Below are 23,487 nucleotides of genomic sequence, written 5' to 3'. Positions count from 1 at the left end.
CAGATGAGCACATTGCAACACACCATCGAAGCGGCCTTTGATAACCGCGACAACATCAGCCCCAGCACCGTCAGTGCTGACGTCAAAGCAGCCATTGAAACCGTCATTGCTGAGCTGGATAACGGCCACCTGCGGGTAGCGGAAAAGCAGGCCGGCGAGTGGGTGGTACATCAATGGGTGAAAAAAGCCGTGCTGCTGTATTTTCGTATTCACGATAATGAAGTCATGCACGAGTCCAGTACCCGTTACTTCGACAAAGTACCGCTGAAGTATGCTGACTACAGCGATGCGGATTTTCGCCGCGATGGTGTCCGGGTGGTACCACCGGCAACTGTACGCAAGGGTAGTTTTGTAGGTAAAAACACCGTGCTGATGCCCTCTTATGTCAACCTCGGCGCTTATGTTGATGAAGGTACAATGGTTGATACCTGGGCCACGGTCGGCAGCTGCGCACAGATCGGCAAGCATGTTCACCTGTCTGGTGGCGTTGGTATCGGCGGTGTACTGGAACCCTTGCAGGCCAACCCCACCATCATTGAAGACCACTGTTTTATCGGTGCTCGCTCGGAGATTGTTGAAGGAGTGATCGTCGAGGAAGGTTCCGTGATTTCCATGGGGGTTTATATCGGTCAGAGCACCCGCATTTATGACCGTGAAACCGGTGAGATCCATTATGGCCGGGTACCGGCCGGTTCTGTGGTGGTGGCTGGCACCTTGCCTGCCAAGGACGGCTCCCATAGCCTCTACGCAGCCATCATCGTTAAGAAAGTGGATGCACAGACCCGCGCTAAAGTGGGTATAAATGCCCTGCTGCGCGCCGTCGATTAACAAAGGGGCCAGCTGGCCCCTTTGTTATTTAGGCACCAATGGCCGTCAGCCAGCGCTCCAGCCATGGCACTGCCTCATCCAGCGGCTCAAACGTTTCACAGGCATCGATGCGCAGCATCGGTTCATTAAAACTGGCTCCCAGCTCTTCAAACATCGTTTCAAACTGGCGGCCAGCACCACAGTAGGTGTCACCATAGCTGCTGTCACCCAAACAAATGATGCCCACCGGCAACCCTTCCAGTAACGGAAAACGTTCCTTGAGTTCCTGAAAAAAGGGCAGAAGATTGTCCGGAATATCTCCCTGACCGGTTGTTGAGGTAATGACCAGCAATGCCTCAGGGCGCACAGCCAAGGCTTCGTCCAGATTGGCCGGTACAATCTGCCGGGCTTCCAGACCTCGTTGCTTGATACGGCTGGCAAGTTCTTCGGCCAGTTGCTCTGCCGCGCCATAAACTGAACCAACCACCACGTTAATCTTCTTCATGCATGCTCCTGGTGATGCCATTTCTCAGCCTCGGCCAGCAGTTGCTGGGACTGCCAGCCAAAGCGTACAAACAAGGCTTCCCAGCTTGCCGGTAACGGCGCCTCAATGTCCAGTATCTGGCCACTAACGGGGTGGTGAAAGCACAGGCGCCAGGCCCGCAGCGCCAAGTCGTCAAATCCTAACTGGTGACGAAACAGCCGGTTATGGCGGCCATCGCCATGGGTAGTGTCACCAATTATGGGGTGGCTGAGATGATGAAAGTGCCGCCGCAGCTGATGGCGTCGGCCTGTATGCGGAGCGCACGCCAGCAGCGAATAGCGCGCCGTTGGATAACGGCCCACCGGCAGTGGCAGCTCCACCTGCGCCAACGGCGCATAAGCGGTAACCGCTGTTTGCGCGGCTTTGTCGGCAGTCGCTTTACCCAAAATAGGGTCATGCTCTTCTTGCAAAGGGTAATCCAGGGTTGCCGCTTCGCGCACCCAGCCTCGTACCAGGGTCAGATAGCTTTTTTGCACCTGCCGGCTGGTAAATTGGGTGGTTAACGCCCGGGCCACTTCCGCGCTCAGTGCAAACAGCAACAACCCGGAAGTAGGCCGATCCAAACGATGCACAGGAAAAACATGCTGGCCCAGTTGGTCACGCAGTGTCTGCATGGCGAACACCCTCTCACCAGCTGCTATCTTCGAGCGATGAACCAGCATGCCCGCAGGCTTATCAATGATGACCAGATGTTGATCCTGATAGAGAACCGGCAGGTTCATTCACGGACCCGCTTACCAGAGAGCGCCTCATCCAGATCGGCAATCCGCTCAATCAGCACCTGCAATTTGTCGCCATGGGGGCGCCAGGATTCTTCTGCCATGGGGCAGACACAGACGTTGTCAGGTAACTGCCCGACGTTAGCCATGACCTTTAACCGGGGCAGATAAATAAACTGCACCCACTGTTCAAAATCCAAAGTATCAACGGCAAATGGCTGCGTACTGGCCAGCGCTTCGTCACCAGGGTGCTGCGCCGACCAGAGACCATGCAGCCGCATTTCCATTTCAATGACCGCCAGTAAGTCCAATACCCGTTGCTGCTGTGAAGACATAGCCCCTCCATTTCCCAAATGGCGCCTAGGATAGCAAAGCGCCTCCCCCTATAATGCCCTTTTTTAGCGACGAGACAGCGCCATGGAAATAACCCATCTCGCCGACTTTCTCAGCGCCGGTGGTGCCCGTTATCAGGTCTATGACATGGGCCGCCGGGTCACGCCGCTGGCTGATTTTGCCGCCATCGCCGGTGGCCAGCGGCCCTATCCCTACCCTCTGCAACAGCAGGCCTGGCTGGGGATTTTGTTTTGGCAGCAACAGCCCTATGTCTGGTTCGTTAAGTTGGGGCTGGATGAGCAGGGGCTAATAAATCAGGGCCATGCCGCACAATTTATGGCACAGGTGCTAACTGCCATGCAGGAAGGCCGGGATGCACTACCGGATAACCCTTACACCTTTACCCCCAGTGATGAGAAACGGGCTGCGTTTCATAGCCAGGCCCGGTTATTTCTTGGTGAGCCGGCGTCTTTATATTACGAGCAAGCAGCCGCTTTCGCGCAAGGCCAGCATCAGGACTGGCAGCGTCTGGGACTACAGGGGCTGGCCGATTTGGCGGTACGCGACCGACACACCGAGGCCTTCATCGCCATGGTTGCAAAAGCTCCGTTACCAGTGCTCCAGGCTCTGGCCGGGCAACTGGAAAACCTGACCATTGCCAAATCGCTGGCCGACGCCCTCTGGGTTCGCTTTGACGAGGCACCGTTAGTGCTGGCCAGGGCGCTGGCACGCAGCACCCATGCCACAGAGGCGACCGATAGGCTGCTAAGTGCAGCGGTAGATATCAATACCCTGGCCGTTATTGCCGGGCGGCTGTTTGACACCCTGGCTGAACCACAACGCCTGACAGACTATCTGACGCAGGCCGCCACCGTTGAGCAGGGACAGTACTTTAACGACCTGTTCGCAGATCTGGTGATGCTCCCACAGCTGCGCCCAGCGCTATTGGCCAAACTGCGTGACCCGGAACGTTCGGCGATCCTGGCGAAGGCGATGGGAGGCTTGATTGGCTGATATATTAAGCCTGCTGGCGCTGGCCTTTGTAGTGTTGGTGTTCTGGCGCTTTCGCCAGCAGGCAGAATGGGCCAGATCCATGGCCGAACGGCTGTGCAAGGTCAGAGATATTCAGTTACTGGACGTGGCCTTAAGCCACCGCCAACTGACGCGCCATGGCCTGGTTCACCATTACACCATGGATGTCAGCCTGGGCCCCAGTGAGCGTTATCAGGCGCACTTTGTGATGCGTGGCCGGCGGCTGCTGGATTGCCAGTGGCCGGTGATGCGCGAAACAATCAGCAGCTAAAAAAGAGAAGCCGGGAAGGTTTGACCCTTCCCGGCGAGAGCGGCTTGGATGTCGATTCCCTGCGCTATATGCTCCCTGCATCATCCATGATGCGTCTCCATCCTGGAGCGTTCCTTCTGCGGCGTCCTGCCGGTGTCCTTTTTTAGCATAACTGCTTGGCTTAGCATCCTGCCCAGCCTGCCCGTCCTGAGCTTTGCCATCCTGGCAATATCATCCTTGAGGCATCCTGCCACGGCATCCAACCGACAGCTCAAGTGTACAAGTAAATGGCGATTGCTCAAGTCAGCAAACAACACAAGATTAACGTTTCATTATCACGACGTTCATTTTAAGAGAAAATAAATAATTGATAATTAAGATAAAAATAAAAACAGGTAGAAAATACCGTACGCTATTCACGCCATTGGCTTACTTATTTGTAAGCATTCTCGCACACCAGCCAGTGCTTTTTTCTGCCTCACTGACGGCATTTCGGGGTAAAAACAAGGGGCAGCTAGCGCCCTTTAGTGAACAGGCGTTTGGCCAGTCTGATTAACATCTGCCCATACATTACCCAGTCGCCCAGCAAGCTGTAAAAAGGGTAACGAAAAGTCGCCGGCCGGTTATGTTCAAACAAAAAGTGCCCCAGCCAGGCCGCGCCATAACCCACCACCGGTACGGCCCACAGGAGTGACACATTGCCACTCATCACGACGACCAGTAACAGTACCAGCACCAATGTCGACCCCAGGTAGTGCAGCAAGCGGCAGCTGGGGTGGCGATGTTCTGCTAAGTAATAGGGGTAAAAGTCACGAAAGCGGCGAAAACGTGGGGGTGTTGTCGACATAGAGGCATTCCAACGCTGAAGATACCCTGAGCATAACCTAAGCCACAGGCCAGCGCGCAGCCTCTGACTCTGGCTGTGTCATAATGTCGCGCCCATACTCAGCAAGAGTGTCTCATGTTTTTGGTCGACATCACTTTCGATCTTTATCAGGACAGCCCCATTGAACAGGTGGAACAAGCCGTTATGGCGCTGTTCAATGCCTGGCGCCATAACGGTCAGGTACTGGGCCGCGAGCTACCCACCTGGGTACAGGATGGCAGTATTAACCTTCGAGTGGTGTGCCCGGAGCAGGACAGCTTACAGCATCAGTATTTATCACCGGCCGGCCGCCACGCCATGAAAGCTCTGGGTAGCGCGGGGCTGACGCAGCCCCGTATCAAGCTGCTGGGCCGCGATCTGTTTTCTGATACGACCGCCGACCCAGAGCCACCCAGTTGGCAGCTGCTTTATGCCACGTTTGTACACAATTGCAGCCCCCTTCGAAGTGGTGACAGCCTGGCCCCCATTCCCCTTTACCGCCTACCGGCGCTCGCCAATGGCGACCACAAGCTGCTGCTGCGCTGGCAGGATGACTGGATGGCCTGCGATCAACTACAAATGAATGGGGTCAGCGCCGAACACGCGGCCCTGGCCGAGCTCGGCCAGCCCGATAGCCCACTGGCACGGCGGGGCCGCGATTTTGCCCGGCGCCTGGAATACCTCAGCCAGATCCCGACTTACTACTACTTGTATCGCGTCGGCGGAGAGAGCCTGGAGGCAGAGCAGCAACGACTCTGTCCTGGCTGTGGCCATCCATGGCGGCTGGCTGAGTCGTTACACGGCATTATCGACTTTAAGTGTGATGACTGTCGGCTGGTCTCGAACCTCAGCTGGGACTTTCAGTAAGGCTGTCCAGAAAAGCCGCCAGGTTGTCTGCCAGGACCTCCCGAGCCGGTTGCCCAACCGGCTCCAGCACCACTTGCCCGGTTGTGTTATCGACACTGATCAACAGGCTGTCATCGTCCGTGCAGGCAATAAACACCGTGATCGGTTGCTGCAGGCGCCGCTTCATCAACACATGGCCAATGATGTTTTCCTGCAGCCGGGCAAAGTCCTGGTCATTCCAGGCACCCAGCAACTGCACCGGCCCGCGGCAATGATGTACCGACAGGTTGTCGATGAAATAGCGACCAAAATAATGCTTGATGTCGTCATGCAAGGTCAGCTCCAGTGCCTGCTCGACATTACTGAAATCGCCCGCCGGGTTGCGTGGCACTGGCTGCCAGCGCCCTGCGGCTTCACAGGGGGATGGCCAGTCTGGATCAGGTTGGTAATGCCAGCATGGATGATCGTCCGGCAGACGCGCCAGCAGGCGCTCAAAAGCAGCGAGGGTGTGCTCCATCAATAGTGACTCTTGCGATACAATGACCGCCCAGTTTAGCCAAGGCCGACCGCAATGCCAAAAACCCCGCTTTATCAGGGCGCCGATGAACTGGCGGCTCTGACCCTGGGTAAAAAAACCCGTTATCAGCAGCACTATACCCCGAGCCTGTTGCAAGCCGTGCCACGCAGCCTGAACCGTGACGCGCTGGGGCTCAGTGAACCGCTGCCGTTTGTCGGTGAAGATATCTGGAACGGCTATGAATTATCCTGGCTCAATGAACGCGGTAAGCCAGTTGTTGCCCTGGCCCAATTTCGGGTGCCAGCCAGTAGCAGCAATCTGGTGGAATCGAAATCCTTCAAGCTCTACCTCAACAGTTTCAACCAGAGCCGTTTTGCCAGTTCAGAGCAGGTCGTTGCGACGTTGCAGGCCGACTTATCTGCCACCGCCGGCGCCCCGGTCAGGGTAACCCTGTATCGCCCTGACGATACCGCGGCCATGGCACTGGGCCAGCTTGAAGGCGAGTGCATTGATGAGCTGGACATCAGTGTGGAGGATTATCAGTTTGATGCCAACCTGCTCGATGGTGTTGCCGCCGGCCCACTGCGCGAAGAAAAACTGGTCAGCCACCTGCTGAAGTCCAACTGCCTCATTACCTCGCAGCCGGATTGGGGCTCTGTACAAATCCACTACCGTGGCCCAGCGGTCGATCGAGAGAAGCTGCTGCGTTACATCATCAGCTTTCGCCAGCACAACGAGTTTCATGAACAGTGTGTGGAACGTATATACAGTGACCTGTGGCAACGCCTGCAACCGCAGTTTTTGCTGGTATATGCCCGTTATACCCGTCGCGGGGGGCTGGATATTAACCCCTGGCGGGCCAGTGAAGCTGTCAACATGGCCAACCCGCGCCTGCCGCGACAATAAAAAGGCCCCATCCGGGGCCTTTTTTAATTGGGAAACGCAACCCCCAGCCAGGCTTTAAAAGCCGCTTTTTGTTCCGCTGACGGCGCTTTTTGCGCTACCACCTTATAGGCTTGTGGCCGCTGGGTTAACGTCAATTTTACCGTTGTGAGTTGATCCCGGCGAAAGAAGGTCACGGCCAGGGTGTCACCGGCGGAAAAATCCTTTAACCGCGCCTCTAGGCTACCGGCGGTGAGTTTCAGGCCCGCCAGCGCCACAAGTTGATCGCCATCACTGATCCCGGCCTGCCAGGCAGGGCTGTTTTTATCGACACTCAGCACAGTACCGTCACTATCGACCTGCATGCCGGCATAAATGGTGCTGTCTTCGGCTTCAAGGGTCAGCCCGAAGGTATTGAGCAGCGCCGTAAAATCAATATCCCCCGGTGCTGAAACCACCCAACGACGCCAGAACCCCTGGTAGTCCTTGCCGGATAGCGCTTTGAGTTCTGCCAGCACTGTGGCATCAGTAAAGCTCGCCGGTAACCGATGGGCCTGGTACAGGCGTTGATGCAAATCCCGATAAGACACCCGGTTCTGGGTACTTTTCAGTAAGTCGGCATCCAGCAACCAGGAAACCAGCTCACCTTCGGCATAAATATTGACACTGAAATTGTGCGCATAGTCACCGCCCTGGGCTATCCAGTTGTCCCAGGAGGCCTGAGCCAACGACTGGCTGAAACGGCCCGGGTTGTGTTTGAAGGCGGTAATAGCCTTGCCTAGCTGCGTAAAAAATTCCTCTGTACTGATAAGCCCGGCACGCAACAACAGCTGGTTTTCCAGGTAACTGGTTGAGCCTTCCGCCAGCCAAAGCAAATCACTGTAATTTTCCTGCTGATAGTTATAAGGCACCAGGCCTTTAGGCCGGTACGCCTTAACGTTCCAAGTGTGTACAAATTCATGCGCAGCGATGGCCAGAAACTGCAAGTAGCCCTCACGCTGAGCAAAGCTGTAGCGGCTCAGCTGGATGATGGTGGAGTTCAGGTGCTCCGTTGCACCACGAACGCCACTGGTTGCATGCAGCATGAACACATATCGCTTGAAAGGGTAGCCTTGCCAGATGGCCTGGCTGGCCACCACCATCTTTTCAAGATCACGGGCCATCTGCTGGCCGTCATAATTACCTGCGCCCCAAATCACCAGTTGATAATGGCGGCCATCTACCTGAAAGTCATAGGCACTGTTGATGCCCGCTTCGATGGGGGAGTCCACCAAAACATCATAGTTGGCAGCCCGAAAATGATTCTCGGCAACGGCCTGCATGCCGGAATAGGCTCTCCAGTTGGACGGTAACTGCAACCGCACTTCAACCGGCTGCTGGCGGCTGTCCGGGCTATACATCAAAGCCCCACTGGCATCCATAAACAGATGACTGTCATCAATGTGCAGGAGCCGTTCAGCCAGGGCATTACCATAAATCTGGTACGTCACCACCAGCTTTCCAGCGGCCTTGCTTGCCAGCTGCCAGCGGCTTTTATCCACTTTACTCAGTACCACCGTTTTACCGTCCAAAGTGGCGCTGAGCTGGCGCAGGTTGTCAGCCTGATTTAGGATCTGGTAACGCCCGGTGCGCCAGGTGGGCAGTTGCAACACCATGGTTCCAGCCGGCTTTTGTTGCGTCAGCGTCACCCTTGCCAGATGATGTGCAGGGTCGGTGACGCTGACATCGTAGTAAACGGTGGCACTGACCGGAAAAGCCAGAAAAAGAATGAAACATGCTAGCCTCAAGACCATGGGCGAATATCCTGTCAGTTGTTACATAAGTCAGGGTGGCATGTTAACAGCATCGCAACATTCAGCAACGCAACTTCGCCGGGTTGTCAGCACACAATGATAAAAAGTACAGCTTTCTTATGGTGCGGGATTGGCTTGTGGCTGCTGGCTCTGCCAGCGCTGGCTAACGTCAGCGCCGATGATCTGCAACGAGCCCGTTTTCGTGTTGATCAGCACCCACAGCAGGCACTGCAACTGGCACAACAGGTACTCAATAACCCCACAGCTTCGGGGCTACAGTTTCAGGCCAAACTGCTCAAAGGCTGGGCACTGTATTTTTCCCGCGTTTCCCCTGACCAAATGCAGCAGTACATGCAGCAACTGAAAAAGAGCGCTGACGGGATCAGTGAGCCGCTGCAAAAAGCCGACTGGGCCTTTTTACGGGCAGTGGTTGAAGATAACTACGCCAACAATATTGCCGGCGCTTTACCGTTACTGGAAGAAGCCATGAGCTACTGCCGGCCCTTTAGTCAGTTACTGGCTTACAACTACTGTGCCGAGATCACCAAGTTTGCAGCCTATGACTATGCCATTGCCGGTAAGCTGAGCCAGACTCAGACACTGATCACCGACAGCACCCGTTTTGCCCGCCTCAGTTCCCGTAACGATATTTTGCTGGACATCAAACTGCTCAAAGCCGCTTTGGCACGGCGTCAAAACCATTACGCCGAAGCCCTGAAATTACTCAAAGAAACAGAACTCAGTGCCCGTCAGGATGGCGACAAGCGACATCAGGGCATGGCGCTGAACCGCCAGGCCACCATCTACCGCACATTAGGCCAGAATGATAAAGCCGAGCAGATGCTAATGGACGCCCTGTCACTGTTTGACAGTACCGGCGCTGACGATTTGATGGCTGAAGCTTTTAAAAATCTGGGGGAGCTGATGCTCAGCCGCGGCAAGCCACAGCTGGCCATCATTCAGTTTTATAATGCCCTGGACATTCTCAACCGCAATCACCAGCCGCTACGGGCCGCACAACTATTGAAGGATATTGGGGAAAGCTATCGAGTGCTGGACCAACCCGAACGGGCCAGAAAATTCCTCAACGAGGCCAGAGCTACCACCGAGAAGCTGCACGGTGACCTTTACCTGCCGCACATTGACTATCAGTTGGCGCAGCTGGACAAAGAGCAAGGTCAACTGGCAGCCGCTATCAAGCACTTGCAACAAACCATCACCGGCGCCCAGCAAAACCCAACAGTGGAACGGGCCTTGCTGGTCAATGCCCTGAAGGACATTATCCGCCTGTATCAGCGGCGTAATAACGACCACCTGGCACTGCAATACGCTCAGCAACTGATAGACCTCAAGCAAAGCCCGGCGGTGCCCAGCCATATTACAGTCAATATCAAAGCACCACCCGCGCCCCCAACAGCGCCAAATAACACCCCCAGTTGGCAGTGGTGGCTGCTGCTATTTGGCGCCATATTACTGTTGTTGGCACTGGCGGCCTGGTTAATCTGGTGGTGGCACCGCCAGTTGCGGCAGCAACTCCAGCAATGCCGGCAGCAACTGCAGCAAGACCCCGCATCAACGTCGCTGAACATGACCGGTTTCTTGCAACATTGCGACAGCCTGCTCGACGATCTGCGTGATGATCAGGAGAGCAGCCGCCACACCCAGCATCCGCAACCGCTGGCAGCAATATTGTGCTACCTACCGGCCACCTTGCACCTTTATGAACGGCAAGGATTTGCTAACAGCCGCCAGCACCTGCGGCGCTTTAGCCAACAGTTGCACAGCACCTTGCCGGAAGTGAAACTGTTGGCGCAGCCGTCCCGAGAATACCTGCTGATGGTGTTGCCCAGCCCCGCCAGCGGTAAAGAACGGGCGTTTATCAATCGCCTGCGTAAAAACATTGCCCAAGCTACCGAGGGCACGGCCATTAACGCCGAGCAGCTGGTTTTTTCTGCCACTTTGCTACCGCAACTCCCCTTTCACCCCCGGGTAGGTAACACCCAGACGTTACTCGAAACCCTATTGCTCGGGCTCGACATCAGCTTGCAAGAAACGCCTTATGAGGATGTTTGGCTGCTGGGGCAAAGCTGTTCATTGCCATCGACACTGGCCCCGCCACTGCGCAGTAACCTCTGTGAGGCGTTACGTAACGGCACTTTCAAGCTCGTCGGCTACCAATACCCGGCTCTGATGCAGCGACTGGACAGACTGCACTTGTCAACAAATTCAGGATAGAATGGCCATAACCTATAAAAAGTGATGCTGTCCGATGAGTGAGCCGATCGATCTGGACGCCAAGTTGCGAGAACGTCTCGCCAGCAGTCTGCGACAACAAGAAAAACAGCAGCAGGAATACCACCAGCAGTTGGCTACCCTGGGGCAATTGGTTCAACGCATCAGCCATCTCAGTTATGGTCTGGACCCTGAACTTGATAACCATCTGCACCGGCTCAGCAGCCTGCTCAATCACACTGATAATCTCGGCCGCTACCAAAACCAACTCACTGCTATCAGCGAATACCTGCGCCAGCAGCAAAGTCAGCACGAACAACGCCTTAGCGGCTGGCAAAACAGCCTCAACGAAACCCTCAAACAGCTCCACCATCTCAACGGCCTGCCCGGTGACCTGCGCCGACAGCTAAAGAGCCTGATGGCCGAACTGTACCTGCCCCGGGTCAGTCTTTATCGGTTGCTGCCCACCACCCAGGATGCACTCAGCCTGCTCCTGAAGGTAGTCTCTTTGCAGCGCCGCACCCCCGATGGTATAGCAATGAGCCAGACAACCAGCGAAGCCGACATGATGGACGAGCTGATGTCGCTGGTGTCGCGGTTGCGGCTGTCCGGTGCCGACCACGATTTACATCAGATCCGTCGCCAATTACTGGCACCCATGAATCGCGACGCCTTGATGAATCTGTGCCTGGAGTTTCTGAAAATCATGGTGCGGGTGCTGGATGATGAACGCCAGCAAGCCAAACGTTACCTCAGCCAAGTCAGTGCCAACCTGATCAGCCTGCACCAGCAGGCAAGTGATGTGCTCAGTAGCTGTGAAAAGCAATCCAAAGCCATGGCCACGCTCAACGAAGACATCAGTGCCCAGCTAAGCAGCCTCAATGATGCCGCTGCAGTCAGCGGCTGGGATGAGGTCTGTGATACGCTGGGGCAACTGACAGTGTTGTGGCAGCAAAAACAGCAGCTGGAAAGCGAAGCCTGGCAGACACAACAACAACGCCTGAGCAACATGGAACAACAACTGGCCAATCTGGAAAGCGCCGCCGAACAGTACCGTGACCGACTGGCCCAGCAGCGCATTGACAGCCTGACCGACAGCCTGACCCAGCTCCCTAACCGGGCCGCCTTTGATGAACGATTGTCGGTAGAGCACAAACGCTTACAGCGTTTTGGTCACCCGCTTTGGATGGCGGTTATCGATATCGATCACTTCAAGGACATTAACGACAGCTACGGCCATACGGCCGGTGATAAAACCCTGCGCTTTATTGCCCACAGCCTGCGCCGTTGTTTGCGTGAAACCGACTTCATTGCCCGTTATGGTGGCGAGGAGTTTGTGATTTTATTCCCGGAACTGAGCGATGAGGATATTCACCGGCCGCTGGAGAAAATGGCCGGAACCGTTCGCCAGATCCCGTTTAAATTTCGCGATGAGGACGTGCGCATCACTATCTCAATTGGCGCAACGCAGGTACAACCTTACGAACAGCCGATGGCCGCCTTTGAGCGGGCCGATCAGGCTCTGTACCAGGCCAAGCATGGTGGCCGTGACAAGGTCGTGATCATCAACCAGGACTAACTATGATCGTACAGCTCAGCCCGATTGGCAGCATGAGTCTGCTGTCACAGATGGAAGTGGACAGCCTCAAGGCCAGCTCCCGTTCGAGCCTTTACCAGCTGTTTCGCAATTGTTGTCTGGCAGTACTTAATTCCGGTAGCCAGACCGACTCCAGTAAAGAAATACTGGAAAGATTCAGAACCTTCGAAGTCAATGTCTTGCGCCGTGAGCGCGGCGTCAAGCTGGAACTGGTTAACCCGCCAGCCGAAGCCTTTGTCGACGGTCAGCTGATCCGCGGTATTCATGAAGGGCTGTTTTCGGTATTGCGCGACATTCTTTATGTGTCCTCGCATCTGGAACGGCGCCACGACTATAACCTCACCAAAGCCAGCCATATCACCAATTTGGTCTTTGCCATCTTGCGCAATGCCGGCTCCTTGCAACCCAGCAGTGTTCCGAACATGGTGGTGTGCTGGGGTGGCCATTCGATCAGTGACGAAGAGTACCAATACTGCCACGAAGTCGGTTATCAGTTAGGACTGCGCGAACTGAATATTGTTACTGGCTGCGGGCCAGGGGCCATGGAAGGACCAATGCGCGGGGCAACGATCGGCCATGCCAAGCAACGCGTCACCGGCGCCCGTTATATGGGTTTGACCGAACCGTCGATCATCGCCGCCGAACCGCCCAACCCCATCGTCAATGAACTGATCATCATGCCGGACATTGAAAAACGCCTGGAAGCCTTTGTGCGCCTGGCGCATGGCATTATTGTCTTCCCCGGTGGCGTCGGCACCGTTGAAGAGGTGTTGTATCTGCTGGGGGTAATGATGCACCCGGAAAACGCCAAACAGGTACTGCCGCTGGTGTTCACCGGCCCGGCCTCCAGTGCCGGTTACTTCAAGCGCCTGGATGATTTTATTCAGACTACGCTCGGGCCGGAAGCCGCTGAGCATTACCGGGTGATCATTGATGACCCGGATGAAGTGGCCCGGCACCTGAAAAACGCCATGCCGCAGGTACTGACCTACCGGCGCACCGAAGGCGACGCATACTACTTTAACTGGTCACTGCGCATTGAGCCGGAGCTACAGTTGCCCTTCGAACCGAGCCATGATGCCATGGCCAGCCTGCCGTTACATTTGCATCAGCATAAAGCCGCCCTGGCCGCTAACCTGCGCAAAGTCTTTTCCGGGATCGTTGCTGGTAACGTCAAGGAACAGGGGATCCACGCGGTGGAAAAGCACGGCCCGTTCCGCATCGATGGTGACCCTTTACTGATGGCCAGCATGGACACGCTGCTAAAAGACTTTGTCGCCCATGGCCGCATGAAGTTACCCGGTACCACCTACGAGCCCTGCTATACCCTGGAACGGCACTGACATGCGGCTGTTGCTGATTGACGCCCTGAACCTGATCCGCCGGTTACATGCCGCCAATGCCGAACAGGTAGTAGCGGCCAGCGTCAACGCCTGGCAACGCTTGCAAAGTGCCCTGAAACCGACCCACGCCCTGGCCGTCTTTGATGGCCAGGCGCCGTCCTGGCGCTACCAGCGCTATCCTGACTACAAAGCCGGCCGTAAACCCATGCCGGCTGATTTACCGCCTCGCTTCAGTGCGCTGGCAGGCCAATGGCAAACGGCTGGCTTACGCAGCTGGTTCCCTGAGGCCGAAGAAGCCGACGACCTCATTGCCAGCCTAGCCGTAGCGGCCCGCAGCCATAATATTGCCGTGGCCATTGCCTCTACCGACAAAGGTTACGCGCAGTTACTGGACGCCGGAGTTGTCCAGTACGACCCGTTCAACCGGCAGTTTCTCGACGGCCAGCACTGGCAGCAAAAGCTGGCCATACGGCCGAGCCAGCTGGTGGATTTTCTCGCCCTGACCGGTGACAGCACCAACAGTATTGCCGGCGTGCCCGGCGTCGGCGCAAAAACAGCCGCCGCCCTATTACAACGCTTTGGTCACCTTCAGGCGATCCTCGCGACCGATGACGTTGATAGCAGTGTCAGCAAAGTGCAGCAACACCAGCAGGCCGCCAGGCTGGCCCGTCAGTTGGTGAAACTGCAAACCGATCTGCCACTGCCTTTTTCTTTGAGTGACTTACGCATTAAGGAGCAGCCATGAATATTTTAATCACCGGTGCCGGCCGGGGCATTGGCTTGGCCCTGACCCAGCATTATCTTCCTGAACACAAGGTCTTTGCCACCGCCCGTAATCAAGACGCTCTGGAGCAACTCAGCACCATGGGAGCCAAGGCGCTGGCATTGGATCTGAACGACCCGACCAGCTTTGCAACACTGGCCGGGCAACTGTCAGATACGCCGCTAGATGTCGTTATTCACAATGCGGGTGTACTGTACCGGGAAGGCACATTAGCCGATATCAATGCCGATGCCTTTGCTCACAGCTTTGCCGTCAATGCCACTGCTCCGTTACTGCTGAGCCGGGCATTACAGGCCAACCTGGAAGCAGGGCAAGGCCGCAAAGTGGCCTTTATCAGTTCGGTGATGGGGTCCATCAGCGAAAACCAAAGTGGCGGTCAATACAGTTATCGCGCCAGTAAAGCGGCGCTCAATGCCGCAGCCCGCAGCCTGGCCTTGCAGTGGGCCAGCCTGCCCATTCATGTGGGTATTTATCACCCGGGCTGGGTTCAAACCGATATGGGCGGCAGCCAGGCACCGGTGCATGTAATCGACAGCGCCAACGGTCTGGCGCAACAAATCGATGCGCTTGATGCCGAGCGCAGCGGCCAGTTTTTTGCCTTCGACGGCAGGGCCCTGCCTTGGTGAGGCCATGACCCTGCTGGTACTGCTCGCCCTGTTGTTGCTGGCCGCCATCGCGGCCCGGCGCCGTTGGCCAAAAACCGCCTGGTCGGCAGCGCTAAGTGGCCTGCTACTGCTCTTACTGGCGGGTACTGGCTGGCTGCCGGGGCAATTATTGGCAGCCTTGCAATCAGCCCCCGGTACGGCGGTGAAGCACTGGGGGCAACGCAACGTCATCATTCTGCTTGGTGCCGGCACCGTCAAGCGCCCCGATGGGCAGGTTTCGCCCGGTGTATTTGCCGATGCCCGACTACTCAAGGCCGCTACCTTGTATCGCCAGTGTCAAAGCGCCGGTGGCCGCTGCTGGCTGTTGGTCAGTGGTGGCGATGCCGCCGGCACCGGCCGTAGTGAAGCCGCCGTCTACGGCAAGGCGCTACAGTCACTGGGGGTTCCCAAGGAAGCATTGCGCCTTGAAAAACGCAGCCTCAATACCTGGCAAAACGCCCAGTTCAGTGCGCCCATACTGGCCAGCCTGGCTGCGGATAACCAGCTGTTGGTATCTTCTGCTTTTCACCTGCACAGAGCGGCATTGTACTTTCGCCATTTTGGTGTTGACGCCACCCCGGTCGGGGCAGGCTATCTGATGCCGTACCGCAGTGCGCTGCCCTTGGCCTATAATCTGACCCTGACCGACATTGCCTTGCATGAGTATCTCGGTATGACCCGTTACTATCTGTACCAATGGTTAGGCTGGAATGTGCAGGCACAACGGCCCGGTGACCTTTAGGACCATATCGGCGGCCATAATTGGCCCAAAGTCGCATAGGCAATGGCAGGCAATGTGTGGAGAAAAGCCGGTATTTATGCTATAAAATCGCGCTTCACAGGCGCCATCCGACTGCCCTTCCCATCGACAGTAGTGGCGACAAATGGCTTTCGCATAAGATAACAGACACGCACGGAGTCAGTGCACCATGACTAAACAACGCATCACCGTGATCCCCGGCGACGGTATCGGCCCGGACATCATCGATTCAGCCCTGAAAGTTCTCGACAAAGCCGGCTGCGACTTTGAATACGACTTTGCCAAAGCGGGCCTGGCAGCGCTGGAAGAAACCGGCGAGCTGCTGCCGCAGGCCACCCTGGATCTGATTGAAAAGAACAAGGTTACCCTCAAGGGGCCGCTGACTACGCCAGTCGGTGGTGGCTTTACGTCCATCAACGTGTCTTTGCGTAAAAAATTCCAGCTGTACGCCAACGTGCGTCCGGTACTGTCGTTCAAAGGCACCAAGTCCCGTTACGACAACATCGACATCATCACCGTGCGTGAAAACACCGAAGGCATGTACGCCGGTGTTGGCCAGAAGGTCAATGAAGACCGTACCTTCGCAGAAGCCACTTCGGTGATCAGTCGTGACGGCGCTGAGCGCATCGTTACCTTTGCCTTTGAACTGGCGCGCCGCGAAAACCGCAAGAAAGTCACTGCCGTGCACAAAGCCAATATCCTCAAGTCTACCTCCGGCCTGTTCCTGGAAGTGGCGCGGGAAGTGGCCAAGCGCTATGACGACATCGCCTTTGAAGAAATGATCGTCGACGCCTGCTGTATGAACCTGGTGATGTATCCGGAACGCTTCGACGTGATTGTTACCACCAACCTGTTCGGTGACATCGTTTCGGATCTGTGTGCCGGTCTGGTCGGTGGCCTGGGTATGGCTCCTGGCGCCAATATCGGCAAAGACGCCGCGATCTTTGAAGCGGTACACGGTTCTGCACCGGATATCGCCGGCAAGAACATCGCCAACCCCAGCTCGGTGATCCTGGCCTCTATCCAAATGCTCGAATACCTGGGTATGCAGGACAAAGCAGAGAAGATCCGCAGCGCCCTCAAAGAGGTTATCGACAGTGGCGACCGTACCACCCGTGACCTCGGCGGCAATGCCAGCACCACCGAGTTTACCCAGGCGATCCTTGAGCGCCTGTAAGGCGCAAGCGCCTACACCGAAGGCCCCGTTTGGGGCCTTTTTTTGATGATGAATGCCGTCCTCGCTCTCAAAGCCCAATTAGCGCAAGACAGCCGCCGCCCTTACCTAGCCCGCGGCGCCCGTGTCGAGCGCTGCGCTCAGTGCTGCCTGCCGCTACGACTCTGCCTGTGCCAGTACCGGCCAACGCTGCAAAGCCGACTGCAATTTGGCTTGCTGATGCACCACAATGAGCCTTTTAAGCCCAGCAATACCGGCAAGCTCATCTGCGATGTGCTGCCGGAAACGGCAGCCTTTGAGTGGCATCGCACCGAGCCTGCTGCTGGCCTGGAACAGTGGTTCAGCACAGGCAATACGCGCATTGTTTTCCCACGTCATTATGTGGCTGCGCAGCGGCTTACGCCGCTACCCGAGACAGGCCCGGTGAAACTGCTGATCCTCGATGGCACCTGGCAACAGGCCCGTAAGATGTTGCGCACCAGCCGGTATTTGGATGCCCTGCCGGTCACCTCCATCGATGAGCCTTTGTTGTCAGCCTACCAATTGCGCCAACAATACCGTGATGGCCACCTTTGTACCGCCGAAGTGGCGGCACTGCTGCTACAGCAGGCTGGCGAAAACGCCAACAGTTCGCTGCTAAGTGCCTGGTTACAGACATTTTCCGAGCACTACCTGGCCGCCAAGCGCCAGCGTTTACCTGCCGAACGGGCATTAACTACGCTGGCCGCGCTACTCAAGGCGCAGGATTAACAAGCACCACTTGTCACGGATTATTCAACGAACTGCGCAAAATCAGCCCCAGCCCCTTGCACTCCCCCCCGCGCTGAGCCAAGGTAGCGGGCGCTTTTTAACGACCCGTCAACAAGAGGTCCCAAACCAATGAAACACACTGCCCTTGCCCTGGCACTGACCGCCTCACTGGCGCTGCCAACCCTTGCTAGCGCCACCGAACCGGCCAGCCATTACAACCTGCAGCAACAACGCGACAAAATCGTGCCGGTGCCCATGCACGTAAACACCGCCTTTCTCAACAACGAGCAAAAGCAGGTGGTGAATAAATTGATCCAGGCCGCCCAGCTGATGAGCCAGATCTACCTGCGCCAGGTTAACGAGCAGAACCCGGCGATCCGCGCCGATATTGCCGCCAGCAAGCGCCCGGATAAAGCCCTGCTGCTGAACATGTTCGACGAGCATTTTGGCCCTTGGGACAGCTTGGCTGCCGGCCACCCTTTTTGGGGCAATAAGGCAAATACTGCCGGTGCTGGCTTCTACCCGGCCGACCTCAGCAAGGCCGAGTTTACTGCCTGGCTGGCCAAGCACCCGAACGACAAAGCCGCGTTTACCAGCCCTTATACGGTGATCCGGCGTCAGGGCGGCAAACTGGTGGCCATTCCCTACTCCCAGTACTACCAGCAATGGCTGGAGCCGGCCGCCAAGCTGCTGGAACAGGCCGCTGCCATTACCCATAACGCCAGCCTCAAGCGTTTCCTAAGCCTGCGCGCTAAAGCTTTCCGCACCGATGATTACTTCCAGTCAGAGCTGGCCTGGATGGATCTCAAAGACACACCGATCGAAGTGGCCATTGGTCCCTACGAAACGTATACCGATGGCCTGTTCGGCTACAAAACAGCTTTTGAAGCCTTTGTCACCATCAAAGATCCCAAAGCCTCAGCCAAGCTCGACCGCTTTAAGAAGTACCTGCGTGCCATGGAAGCCAACCTGCCGGTGCCGGAGCATTACAAGAACTTCAAGCGCGGTTTTGCATCGCCGATCGCGGTTGCCGATCAAATTCAGGGCGGTGGTGACAATGTTCCGGGCGTGCAGACCATTGCCTTCAACCTGCCCAATGACGAGCGGGTTCGTGAAGCCAAAGGAGCTAAAAAGGTTCTGTTGAACAATGTCATGGGCGCCAAGTTTGAACGTATTCTCAAACCGATGGCAGCGCATATTCTGGTGCCAAAGCAGGCTGCCTTGCTGGATCAGAAATACTTCGGCTATGAGACCCTGTTCCATGAAATGTCCCACTCCCTGGGCCCAGGCAGCATTGTCGTCAACGGCAAAGCCACTACCGTTGCTGCCCAGCTACAAGAGCTTTATTCGGGCATCGAGGAAGGTAAAGCCGACGTCATGGGCGCCTACAACATTTTGTTTTTGATGAAAAAAGGTGAGCTTCCGAGCAGCGAGAAAAACAACCTGCTGGCAACCTACGCCGCCGGGCTGTTCCGCTCCATGCGTTTTGGCATCCATGAAGCGCACGGCATTGGCGCCGCTTACCAATACAGCTACTACCTGGCCCACGGCGCACTCAAGCGCCAGCAAGACGGCTTATACCGCATCGATTTTGGCAAGCTGGAGCAAGCCATTACCGACTTGGTGCATGACGTTGTCGTCGTACAGGGCGATGGTAATTATGCCGAGGCAAAAGCCTTTTTAGCCAAGTATGGCCACATTGATGATGGCGTGCGGGCGGTCAACGCCAGCCTGGGCGATGTTCCCGTGGACATTCAGCCCCTCTACCCGACCAAGATCTAAGTCTTGCCAAGCACTAAAAAAGCCGCCATCTGGCGGCTTTTTTATGGCAGTTGTGCCACCAGAGTACTGACCCGCTGGATCTGACGGTCAGACAACTGCCGGTAGTCCAGGTAGGGGCAGACTAGCAATGTACCCTGGTCAGCGACGGCAAAAGCACAGTCCAGCCAACTTAGTCTGGCAGGTAGCTGGTCTGCTGCGGCCAAGGCCCGGGCATGCTGTCGGCCAGCAATAATATGCAGGCCCGGCTTTGCTGTTGGCGGGCTGAATAACAGCGCCGTACCGGAGCCTGCCTGCAACAACCGGCTACCCCGGTAGTCCTGCCAGCGCTCCGGCGCCGGCTGTGGCCGCCACGGAGCAGGCAGAGCGTAGAGCAGCTTGGCGTAAACATTAAACACCTTGCGCCAGCCATTGCCGCAGGCACTGTTAATGGCGGCAATTTCACCGGTTTGTAATGGTTGCACTACCGACAGTTGCTGATACTCACTTAACGGTGGCGCCTTGGCCACATACACCCTGACCCGCGCCTCAGGGTCACCCAATCCTGCTACCACCACATGTTCCTTGCTGTCGCTGGCCGTTAATTAGTGCTGGCCACGATTTCTGACTTTACAGCCAAGCCTACAACGGCGAGCATTAAATGCGAACGCCTCTGAGTCTGTGCAATGGATCAACAAGCGCTGCTGGCCCGCCTCCGTCAGCTGGAAAAAGACAACGCTCGCCTGCAGCGTATCGCCGATGATGCCCGCGCCAAACTGGATGCGGCCTTGGATGGCACTGGCCTGTGCCTATGGCAATTGGATGTGCCCAGCGGCAAGTTGATTATCTTCAATCGCCGCTTTGGCAGTCTGCTCGGCTATGAGCCCAAGGTCAAAGCCGCGCATTTTGATGTCTGGCAGGCACACCTGCACCCGGACGATAAAGACGAAGTACTGGAAAATTTTTACGCTCATCTGCAAGGCAAAACCCCTTTTTACGAAGTACTGCACCGCATGGTTGGTCACCATGGCCGCATTACCTGGGTGCTGGATCGCGGCCGGGTCGTTGCGTGGGATGCCAACGGCAAACCGCTGCGGGTCATGGGCACGCATATCGATATGACCCAGGAAAAAGATTACGAGCAACAATTGCAGGCACTGGCTGAGCACGACCCGCTCACCGGCACGCTGAACCGCCGGGCCTTGGAACGGCAGTTCTACCTGCGCCGCCAGCAAGGACCGTTTTATTTATGTTTCATCGACTTGGATGATTTTAAAACCGTCAATGACCAGCTGGGCCACCGCAGCGGTGATGAGTTACTGATGCAATTGACCCACCGCCTACAGGCACTCATTGATGGCGACACCGCCCTGGGTCGTCTCGGCGGTGACGAATTTTTGCTGCTGTTACCGCGCTCCAGCGATAGCACCGGTGCTGAGGCTCTGGCCCAACAGTGCCTTGAGGCAATGCAGGCTCCCTTTAGTGTTGATAACGGTGATGCCCAGGTCGGCCTGTCTATAGGTATCGAACAGGTACGCGCCGGTGAACGCTTTGAACAAGCGCTAGCCCGGGCCGATGCTGCCATGTACCGTGTCAAAAGCGCCGGCAAAAGCGGTTTTTATTTACCTGAAGGATCAGCATGAACGATATCCGCTTGCATACCACGCGCTTACGCATTGCCATGATGTCGCCCGCTCATCTGAGTACTTTTGCCGCTTACCGTGACCACCCCGATGTGGCCCGTTACCAAAGCTGGCAACACTACAGCCTGGATGATGCCAAAGCGCTGTACCGGCAAATCATCAGCCAGCCGGTCGGCACCCCGGGGCACTGGGTACAGTTGGCTATCTGTGATCGCCACAGCGGCGAGTTATTGGGCGACTTGGCGCTGGTGATCAGCGGCCAACAGGCCGAAGTCGGTTATACCGTGGCGCCCGCACACCAGCGCCAGGGTATTGCCAGCGAAGCCCTTTCGGCACTACTGGAGCACCTCCAGCAAGATTGGCCGGTGACCCAGGTTCAGGCGCGTATCGATTGCCAAAACCGGGCGTCAGCACGGGTGCTGGAAAAATGCGGTTTTGACCTCGTCGCGGTACGCAAGCAAGTGCCCTGGCGCGATAGTCACTTTGATGAGGGGCGCTACCAGCGCTTGCTTACCATCGCTCCCATTGCTCCTTAAGTTTGGCAACACCAAAGCTGACAGCTTGTGATAGCTCAACCTTCGGTGGCATGATCAAGGCGTTGGGATCGGTCTGTACATCCAGCAGCACCGGCCCGTCACTGGCCAGGGCCCGCGCTAACGCCGGGGCAATCTCATCGGGGTCAGTGATACTGATACCCTCACCGCCGCAGGCATTGGCTAGTGCAGCAAAATCCGGGTTGGTTAAATCAGTGCCCCAGTCCGGTAAGCCGGCACTTTCCTGTTCGAGGGTAATAAAACCCAGCTTGTGGTTGTTAAGAACCACCACCACCAAAGGCAGCTGGTACTTAACAGCCGTCACAAAATCACCCATCAGCATGGTGAAGGCACCGTCACCACAAAGCGCAAACACCTTCTGACGCGGATATGCCAGCTGCGCACCAATGGCTCCGGAAAAGGCAAAAGCCATACTGGCCAGGCCCCCAGAAAGCACAAAACGTTGTTGGCCACGCAGCCGTAAATGGCGCGCTGCCCAGGCGGTTACGGTGCCGGTATCGACCGTAAAAATAGCGTCATCCGGTGCTGCTTTTGCCACTTCAGTAAGCAATCTGGCTGGATGAATGGGGGTTTCAGTGCTGCTTTCATCGGCCTCTTGCTGAGCCAGCATGGTCTGCTTTTCTTCTCGCATTGGGCTCAATAGCCCGGTTTCTTTGCTGGCCAAGGCCTCCAGCCACGGCGGCAGCACCTGCGCCACATCAGCCACAACGCCTAAAGTCACAGGATGACGGCGGCCAATGCGGCCCGGGTGGGTGTCGACCTGGATCACCTTGGCATCCGTTGGATAAAACGCCTGGTAGGGAAAATCCGTGCCCAGCATCAGCAGCAGATCGCACTGCTCAATGGCTTTGACAGCCGGCTTGCCACCCAGTAGACCCAAGCCACCGATACACAGCGGATCATTATCATCAATAAAGTCTTTAGCTTTGAGAGTACGGATAATGGGGGCCTGCAGCCGCTCTGCCAGTTGCCGCAAGGCCGGGGCGGCATCTTTGGCACCGATACCCGCCAGGATCACTGGCTTTTTGGCACGATTGAGCAAGGCCACCGCTTCACGGCTGCTGTCGGGGTCAGCCACTAGACGGCCGGCTCGCGGCGCCTGTAATTGCTGTAACTCATCAAAAGCCAGCGGTTCGGCCGCCAGGTTGGCAGGTAAGGCAATGTGAGCCACGCCGCCATGCGCCAGTGCAGCCTGGCAGGCTTCTATCGCTACCTTGGGTAACTGCGCCGGATCCACCACGGTGCGCGAATACACCGCCACATCGGCAAACAGCCGATCAAGGTTGACCTCCTGATGATACTGGCTGCCCAAGTGCCCGGTTTCTACCTGGCCGGTAATAGCTAACACCGGTGCATGGTCGAGCCGCGCATCGTATAAACCGTTGAGCAAATGAATGGCTCCGGGGCCGGCGGTACCCAGGCAGGCACTGAGCTGGCCGGTCAGCTTAGCTTGCGCCGAGGCTGCAAAAGCACCGGCTTCTTCGTGGCGCACCTGAATAAACTGGATATCATCCTGGCGCCGCACCGCATCGGTCACGGCATTGATGGCATCGCCGGGAATACCAAACAGCTGCCGGACACCATTAGCCACCAGCACCTTCAACAACACACCTGACAGGTTCATACCTTGCTCCTTGGTTGTGACGCCTATTCATTCGAA

24 protein-coding genes are annotated in these 23,487 nt (G+C 56.5%); 16 read left to right on the top strand and 8 right to left on the bottom strand.

Going from position 1 to position 23,487, the window contains the following annotated elements:
- The first annotated feature begins 3 nt into the window (after nucleotides 1-3).
- Nucleotides 4-828: a 2,3,4,5-tetrahydropyridine-2,6-dicarboxylate N-succinyltransferase gene (gene dapD, locus WDB70_RS03395; RefSeq protein ID WP_406666631.1), complete on the top strand. Its 825-nt coding sequence runs from the start codon at nucleotides 4-6 to the stop codon at nucleotides 826-828.
- Nucleotides 829-856: 28 nt separating this feature from the next.
- On the opposite strand, the gene WDB70_RS03390 is transcribed toward dapD, so the two are convergent.
- Genes WDB70_RS03390 through WDB70_RS03380 form a run of 3 tightly spaced genes read right to left on the bottom strand, consistent with a single transcriptional unit; the run spans nucleotide 857 to nucleotide 2,405 of the window.
- Complete coding sequence (locus tag WDB70_RS03390) at nucleotides 857-1,312, bottom strand: flavodoxin (RefSeq protein ID WP_406666629.1); 456 nt, start codon at nucleotides 1,310-1,312, stop codon at nucleotides 857-859.
- Nucleotides 1,309-2,073: a tRNA pseudouridine(65) synthase TruC gene (gene truC, locus WDB70_RS03385; protein ID WP_406666627.1), complete on the bottom strand. Its 765-nt coding sequence runs from the start codon at nucleotides 2,071-2,073 to the stop codon at nucleotides 1,309-1,311. Before truC ends, WDB70_RS03390 begins: the two co-directional genes overlap by 4 nt.
- Entirely contained in the window at nucleotides 2,070-2,405 is a 336-nt protein-coding gene (locus tag WDB70_RS03380; RefSeq protein ID WP_406666625.1) for a YqcC family protein, read from the bottom strand. The genes truC and WDB70_RS03380 overlap by 4 nt, the downstream gene beginning before the upstream one ends.
- Before the next feature lie 82 nt (nucleotides 2,406-2,487).
- Between WDB70_RS03380 and WDB70_RS03375 the strand changes: the two genes are divergently transcribed.
- Both WDB70_RS03375 and WDB70_RS03370 read left to right on the top strand, forming a co-directional pair.
- Nucleotides 2,488-3,417 (top strand): DUF3549 family protein, encoded by a 930-nt coding sequence (locus WDB70_RS03375; protein ID WP_406666623.1) that lies wholly within the window; start codon nucleotides 2,488-2,490, stop codon nucleotides 3,415-3,417.
- Nucleotides 3,410-3,706 (top strand): DUF3301 domain-containing protein, encoded by a 297-nt coding sequence (locus tag WDB70_RS03370; protein ID WP_406666621.1) that lies wholly within the window; start codon nucleotides 3,410-3,412, stop codon nucleotides 3,704-3,706. Before WDB70_RS03375 ends, WDB70_RS03370 begins: the two co-directional genes overlap by 8 nt.
- A gap of 493 nt (nucleotides 3,707-4,199) precedes the next feature.
- Here the strand turns inward: WDB70_RS03370 and WDB70_RS03365 are convergent, their stop codons facing one another.
- Complete coding sequence (locus tag WDB70_RS03365) at nucleotides 4,200-4,532, bottom strand: Mpo1-like protein (protein WP_406666619.1); 333 nt, start codon at nucleotides 4,530-4,532, stop codon at nucleotides 4,200-4,202.
- Nucleotides 4,533-4,646: 114 nt separating this feature from the next.
- Between WDB70_RS03365 and WDB70_RS03360 the strand changes: the two genes are divergently transcribed.
- Entirely contained in the window at nucleotides 4,647-5,417 is a 771-nt protein-coding gene (locus WDB70_RS03360; protein WP_406666617.1) for a Zn-ribbon-containing protein, read from the top strand.
- Here the strand turns inward: WDB70_RS03360 and syd are convergent.
- Nucleotides 5,398-5,913 carry a SecY-interacting protein gene (gene syd / locus WDB70_RS03355; RefSeq protein WP_406666615.1) on the bottom strand — a complete coding sequence of 172 codons (516 nt, stop codon included), beginning with the start codon at nucleotides 5,911-5,913 and terminating at the stop codon, nucleotides 5,398-5,400. The two genes, WDB70_RS03360 and syd, sit on opposite strands and share 20 nt — an antisense overlap.
- Before the next feature lie 54 nt (nucleotides 5,914-5,967).
- Here syd and queF point away from each other — a divergent pair, with 54 nt between their 5' ends.
- A complete protein-coding gene (gene queF, locus WDB70_RS03350; RefSeq protein ID WP_406666613.1) occupies nucleotides 5,968-6,819 on the top strand; it encodes an NADPH-dependent 7-cyano-7-deazaguanine reductase QueF in 852 nt (283 codons plus the stop codon).
- A gap of 23 nt (nucleotides 6,820-6,842) precedes the next feature.
- Here queF and WDB70_RS03345 read toward each other — a convergent pair whose 3' ends face one another.
- A complete protein-coding gene (locus WDB70_RS03345; RefSeq protein WP_406666611.1) occupies nucleotides 6,843-8,588 on the bottom strand; it encodes a M61 family metallopeptidase in 1,746 nt (581 codons plus the stop codon).
- 135 nt (nucleotides 8,589-8,723) lie between these two features.
- Between WDB70_RS03345 and WDB70_RS03340 the strand changes: the two genes are divergently transcribed.
- The 9 genes from WDB70_RS03340 to WDB70_RS03300 all read left to right on the top strand — a co-directional run bounded on the left by WDB70_RS03340 (nucleotide 8,724) and on the right by WDB70_RS03300 (nucleotide 19,654).
- On the top strand, nucleotides 8,724-10,823 hold the full coding sequence (locus tag WDB70_RS03340) for a tetratricopeptide repeat protein (protein ID WP_406666610.1): 2,100 nt from the start codon (nucleotides 8,724-8,726) through the stop codon (nucleotides 10,821-10,823).
- A 34-nt stretch (nucleotides 10,824-10,857) separates the two neighbouring features.
- Nucleotides 10,858-12,399, top strand: coding sequence for a diguanylate cyclase domain-containing protein (locus WDB70_RS03335; protein WP_406666608.1), 1,542 nt, complete (start codon nucleotides 10,858-10,860; stop codon nucleotides 12,397-12,399).
- Between the two features lie 2 nt (nucleotides 12,400-12,401).
- Nucleotides 12,402-13,760 carry a nucleotide 5'-monophosphate nucleosidase PpnN gene (gene ppnN / locus WDB70_RS03330; RefSeq protein ID WP_406666606.1) on the top strand — a complete coding sequence of 453 codons (1,359 nt, stop codon included), beginning with the start codon at nucleotides 12,402-12,404 and terminating at the stop codon, nucleotides 13,758-13,760.
- A gap of 1 nt (nucleotide 13,761) precedes the next feature.
- Nucleotides 13,762-14,505, top strand: coding sequence for a flap endonuclease Xni (gene xni / locus WDB70_RS03325; RefSeq protein WP_406666604.1), 744 nt, complete (start codon nucleotides 13,762-13,764; stop codon nucleotides 14,503-14,505).
- Nucleotides 14,502-15,170, top strand: coding sequence for an SDR family oxidoreductase (locus tag WDB70_RS03320; protein ID WP_406666602.1), 669 nt, complete (start codon nucleotides 14,502-14,504; stop codon nucleotides 15,168-15,170). The genes xni and WDB70_RS03320 overlap by 4 nt, the downstream gene beginning before the upstream one ends.
- A 4-nt stretch (nucleotides 15,171-15,174) precedes the next feature.
- The gene (locus tag WDB70_RS03315) at nucleotides 15,175-15,930 is read left to right on the top strand and encodes a YdcF family protein (RefSeq protein ID WP_406666600.1); all 756 of its coding nucleotides are present in this window, start codon (nucleotides 15,175-15,177) and stop codon (nucleotides 15,928-15,930) included.
- Between the two features lie 187 nt (nucleotides 15,931-16,117).
- A complete protein-coding gene (locus WDB70_RS03310; RefSeq protein WP_406666598.1) occupies nucleotides 16,118-17,125 on the top strand; it encodes an isocitrate dehydrogenase in 1,008 nt (335 codons plus the stop codon).
- A 45-nt stretch (nucleotides 17,126-17,170) separates the two neighbouring features.
- Complete coding sequence (locus WDB70_RS03305) at nucleotides 17,171-17,872, top strand: tRNA-uridine aminocarboxypropyltransferase (protein WP_406666596.1); 702 nt, start codon at nucleotides 17,171-17,173, stop codon at nucleotides 17,870-17,872.
- 129 nt (nucleotides 17,873-18,001) lie between these two features.
- Entirely contained in the window at nucleotides 18,002-19,654 is a 1,653-nt protein-coding gene (locus WDB70_RS03300) for a dipeptidyl-peptidase 3 family protein (RefSeq protein ID WP_406666594.1), read from the top strand.
- A gap of 41 nt (nucleotides 19,655-19,695) precedes the next feature.
- Here WDB70_RS03300 and WDB70_RS03295 read toward each other — a convergent pair whose 3' ends face one another.
- Complete coding sequence (locus WDB70_RS03295) at nucleotides 19,696-20,205, bottom strand: DUF6942 family protein (protein ID WP_406666592.1); 510 nt, start codon at nucleotides 20,203-20,205, stop codon at nucleotides 19,696-19,698.
- A 111-nt stretch (nucleotides 20,206-20,316) separates the two neighbouring features.
- On the opposite strand from WDB70_RS03295, the gene WDB70_RS03290 reads away from it, so the two are divergent.
- Both WDB70_RS03290 and WDB70_RS03285 read left to right on the top strand, forming a co-directional pair.
- Nucleotides 20,317-21,273, top strand: a complete 957-nt coding sequence (locus tag WDB70_RS03290) for a diguanylate cyclase domain-containing protein (RefSeq protein WP_406666590.1) — start codon at nucleotides 20,317-20,319, stop codon at nucleotides 21,271-21,273.
- Complete coding sequence (locus WDB70_RS03285; RefSeq protein ID WP_406666588.1) at nucleotides 21,270-21,809, top strand: GNAT family N-acetyltransferase; 540 nt, start codon at nucleotides 21,270-21,272, stop codon at nucleotides 21,807-21,809. The genes WDB70_RS03290 and WDB70_RS03285 overlap by 4 nt, the downstream gene beginning before the upstream one ends.
- Here WDB70_RS03285 and WDB70_RS03280 read toward each other — a convergent pair.
- The gene (locus WDB70_RS03280; protein WP_406666586.1) at nucleotides 21,784-23,451 is read right to left on the bottom strand and encodes a thiamine pyrophosphate-dependent enzyme; all 1,668 of its coding nucleotides are present in this window, start codon (nucleotides 23,449-23,451) and stop codon (nucleotides 21,784-21,786) included. The genes WDB70_RS03285 and WDB70_RS03280 overlap by 26 nt on opposite strands.
- Between the last annotated feature and the right edge of the window lie 36 nt (nucleotides 23,452-23,487).

The organism is Gallaecimonas aegicerasi (assembly GCF_045291545.1).
In the GTDB taxonomy this organism is placed as follows: Bacteria; Pseudomonadota; Gammaproteobacteria; order Enterobacterales; family Gallaecimonadaceae; genus Gallaecimonas.
Note: the sequence above shows the minus strand (reverse complement) of the source record. Positions and strands in the feature narration are given on the sequence as shown.

Excerpts from the sequence above, each read along its gene's own strand:
- dapD (WP_406666631.1), top strand. The coding sequence starts at position 4 with ATGAGCACATTGCAACACACCATCGAAGCGGCCTTTGATAACCGCGAC.
- WDB70_RS03390 (WP_406666629.1), bottom strand. The coding sequence starts at position 1,312 with ATGAAGAAGATTAACGTGGTGGTTGGTTCAGTTTATGGCGCGGCAGAG.
- truC (WP_406666627.1), bottom strand. The coding sequence starts at position 2,073 with ATGAACCTGCCGGTTCTCTATCAGGATCAACATCTGGTCATCATTGAT.
- WDB70_RS03380 (WP_406666625.1), bottom strand. The coding sequence starts at position 2,405 with ATGTCTTCACAGCAGCAACGGGTATTGGACTTACTGGCGGTCATTGAA.
- WDB70_RS03375 (WP_406666623.1), top strand. The coding sequence starts at position 2,488 with ATGGAAATAACCCATCTCGCCGACTTTCTCAGCGCCGGTGGTGCCCGT.
- WDB70_RS03365 (WP_406666619.1), bottom strand. The coding sequence starts at position 4,532 with ATGTCGACAACACCCCCACGTTTTCGCCGCTTTCGTGACTTTTACCCC.
- WDB70_RS03360 (WP_406666617.1), top strand. The coding sequence starts at position 4,647 with ATGTTTTTGGTCGACATCACTTTCGATCTTTATCAGGACAGCCCCATT.
- syd (WP_406666615.1), bottom strand. The coding sequence starts at position 5,913 with ATGGAGCACACCCTCGCTGCTTTTGAGCGCCTGCTGGCGCGTCTGCCG.
- queF (WP_406666613.1), top strand. The coding sequence starts at position 5,968 with ATGCCAAAAACCCCGCTTTATCAGGGCGCCGATGAACTGGCGGCTCTG.
- WDB70_RS03345 (WP_406666611.1), bottom strand. The coding sequence starts at position 8,588 with ATGGTCTTGAGGCTAGCATGTTTCATTCTTTTTCTGGCTTTTCCGGTC.
- WDB70_RS03335 (WP_406666608.1), top strand. The coding sequence starts at position 10,858 with ATGAGTGAGCCGATCGATCTGGACGCCAAGTTGCGAGAACGTCTCGCC.
- ppnN (WP_406666606.1), top strand. The coding sequence starts at position 12,402 with ATGATCGTACAGCTCAGCCCGATTGGCAGCATGAGTCTGCTGTCACAG.
- xni (WP_406666604.1), top strand. The coding sequence starts at position 13,762 with ATGCGGCTGTTGCTGATTGACGCCCTGAACCTGATCCGCCGGTTACAT.
- WDB70_RS03320 (WP_406666602.1), top strand. The coding sequence starts at position 14,502 with ATGAATATTTTAATCACCGGTGCCGGCCGGGGCATTGGCTTGGCCCTG.
- WDB70_RS03315 (WP_406666600.1), top strand. The coding sequence starts at position 15,175 with ATGACCCTGCTGGTACTGCTCGCCCTGTTGTTGCTGGCCGCCATCGCG.
- WDB70_RS03310 (WP_406666598.1), top strand. The coding sequence starts at position 16,118 with ATGACTAAACAACGCATCACCGTGATCCCCGGCGACGGTATCGGCCCG.
- WDB70_RS03305 (WP_406666596.1), top strand. The coding sequence starts at position 17,171 with ATGATGAATGCCGTCCTCGCTCTCAAAGCCCAATTAGCGCAAGACAGC.
- WDB70_RS03300 (WP_406666594.1), top strand. The coding sequence starts at position 18,002 with ATGAAACACACTGCCCTTGCCCTGGCACTGACCGCCTCACTGGCGCTG.
- WDB70_RS03290 (WP_406666590.1), top strand. The coding sequence starts at position 20,317 with ATGGATCAACAAGCGCTGCTGGCCCGCCTCCGTCAGCTGGAAAAAGAC.
- WDB70_RS03285 (WP_406666588.1), top strand. The coding sequence starts at position 21,270 with ATGAACGATATCCGCTTGCATACCACGCGCTTACGCATTGCCATGATG.
- WDB70_RS03280 (WP_406666586.1), bottom strand. The coding sequence starts at position 23,451 with ATGAACCTGTCAGGTGTGTTGTTGAAGGTGCTGGTGGCTAATGGTGTC.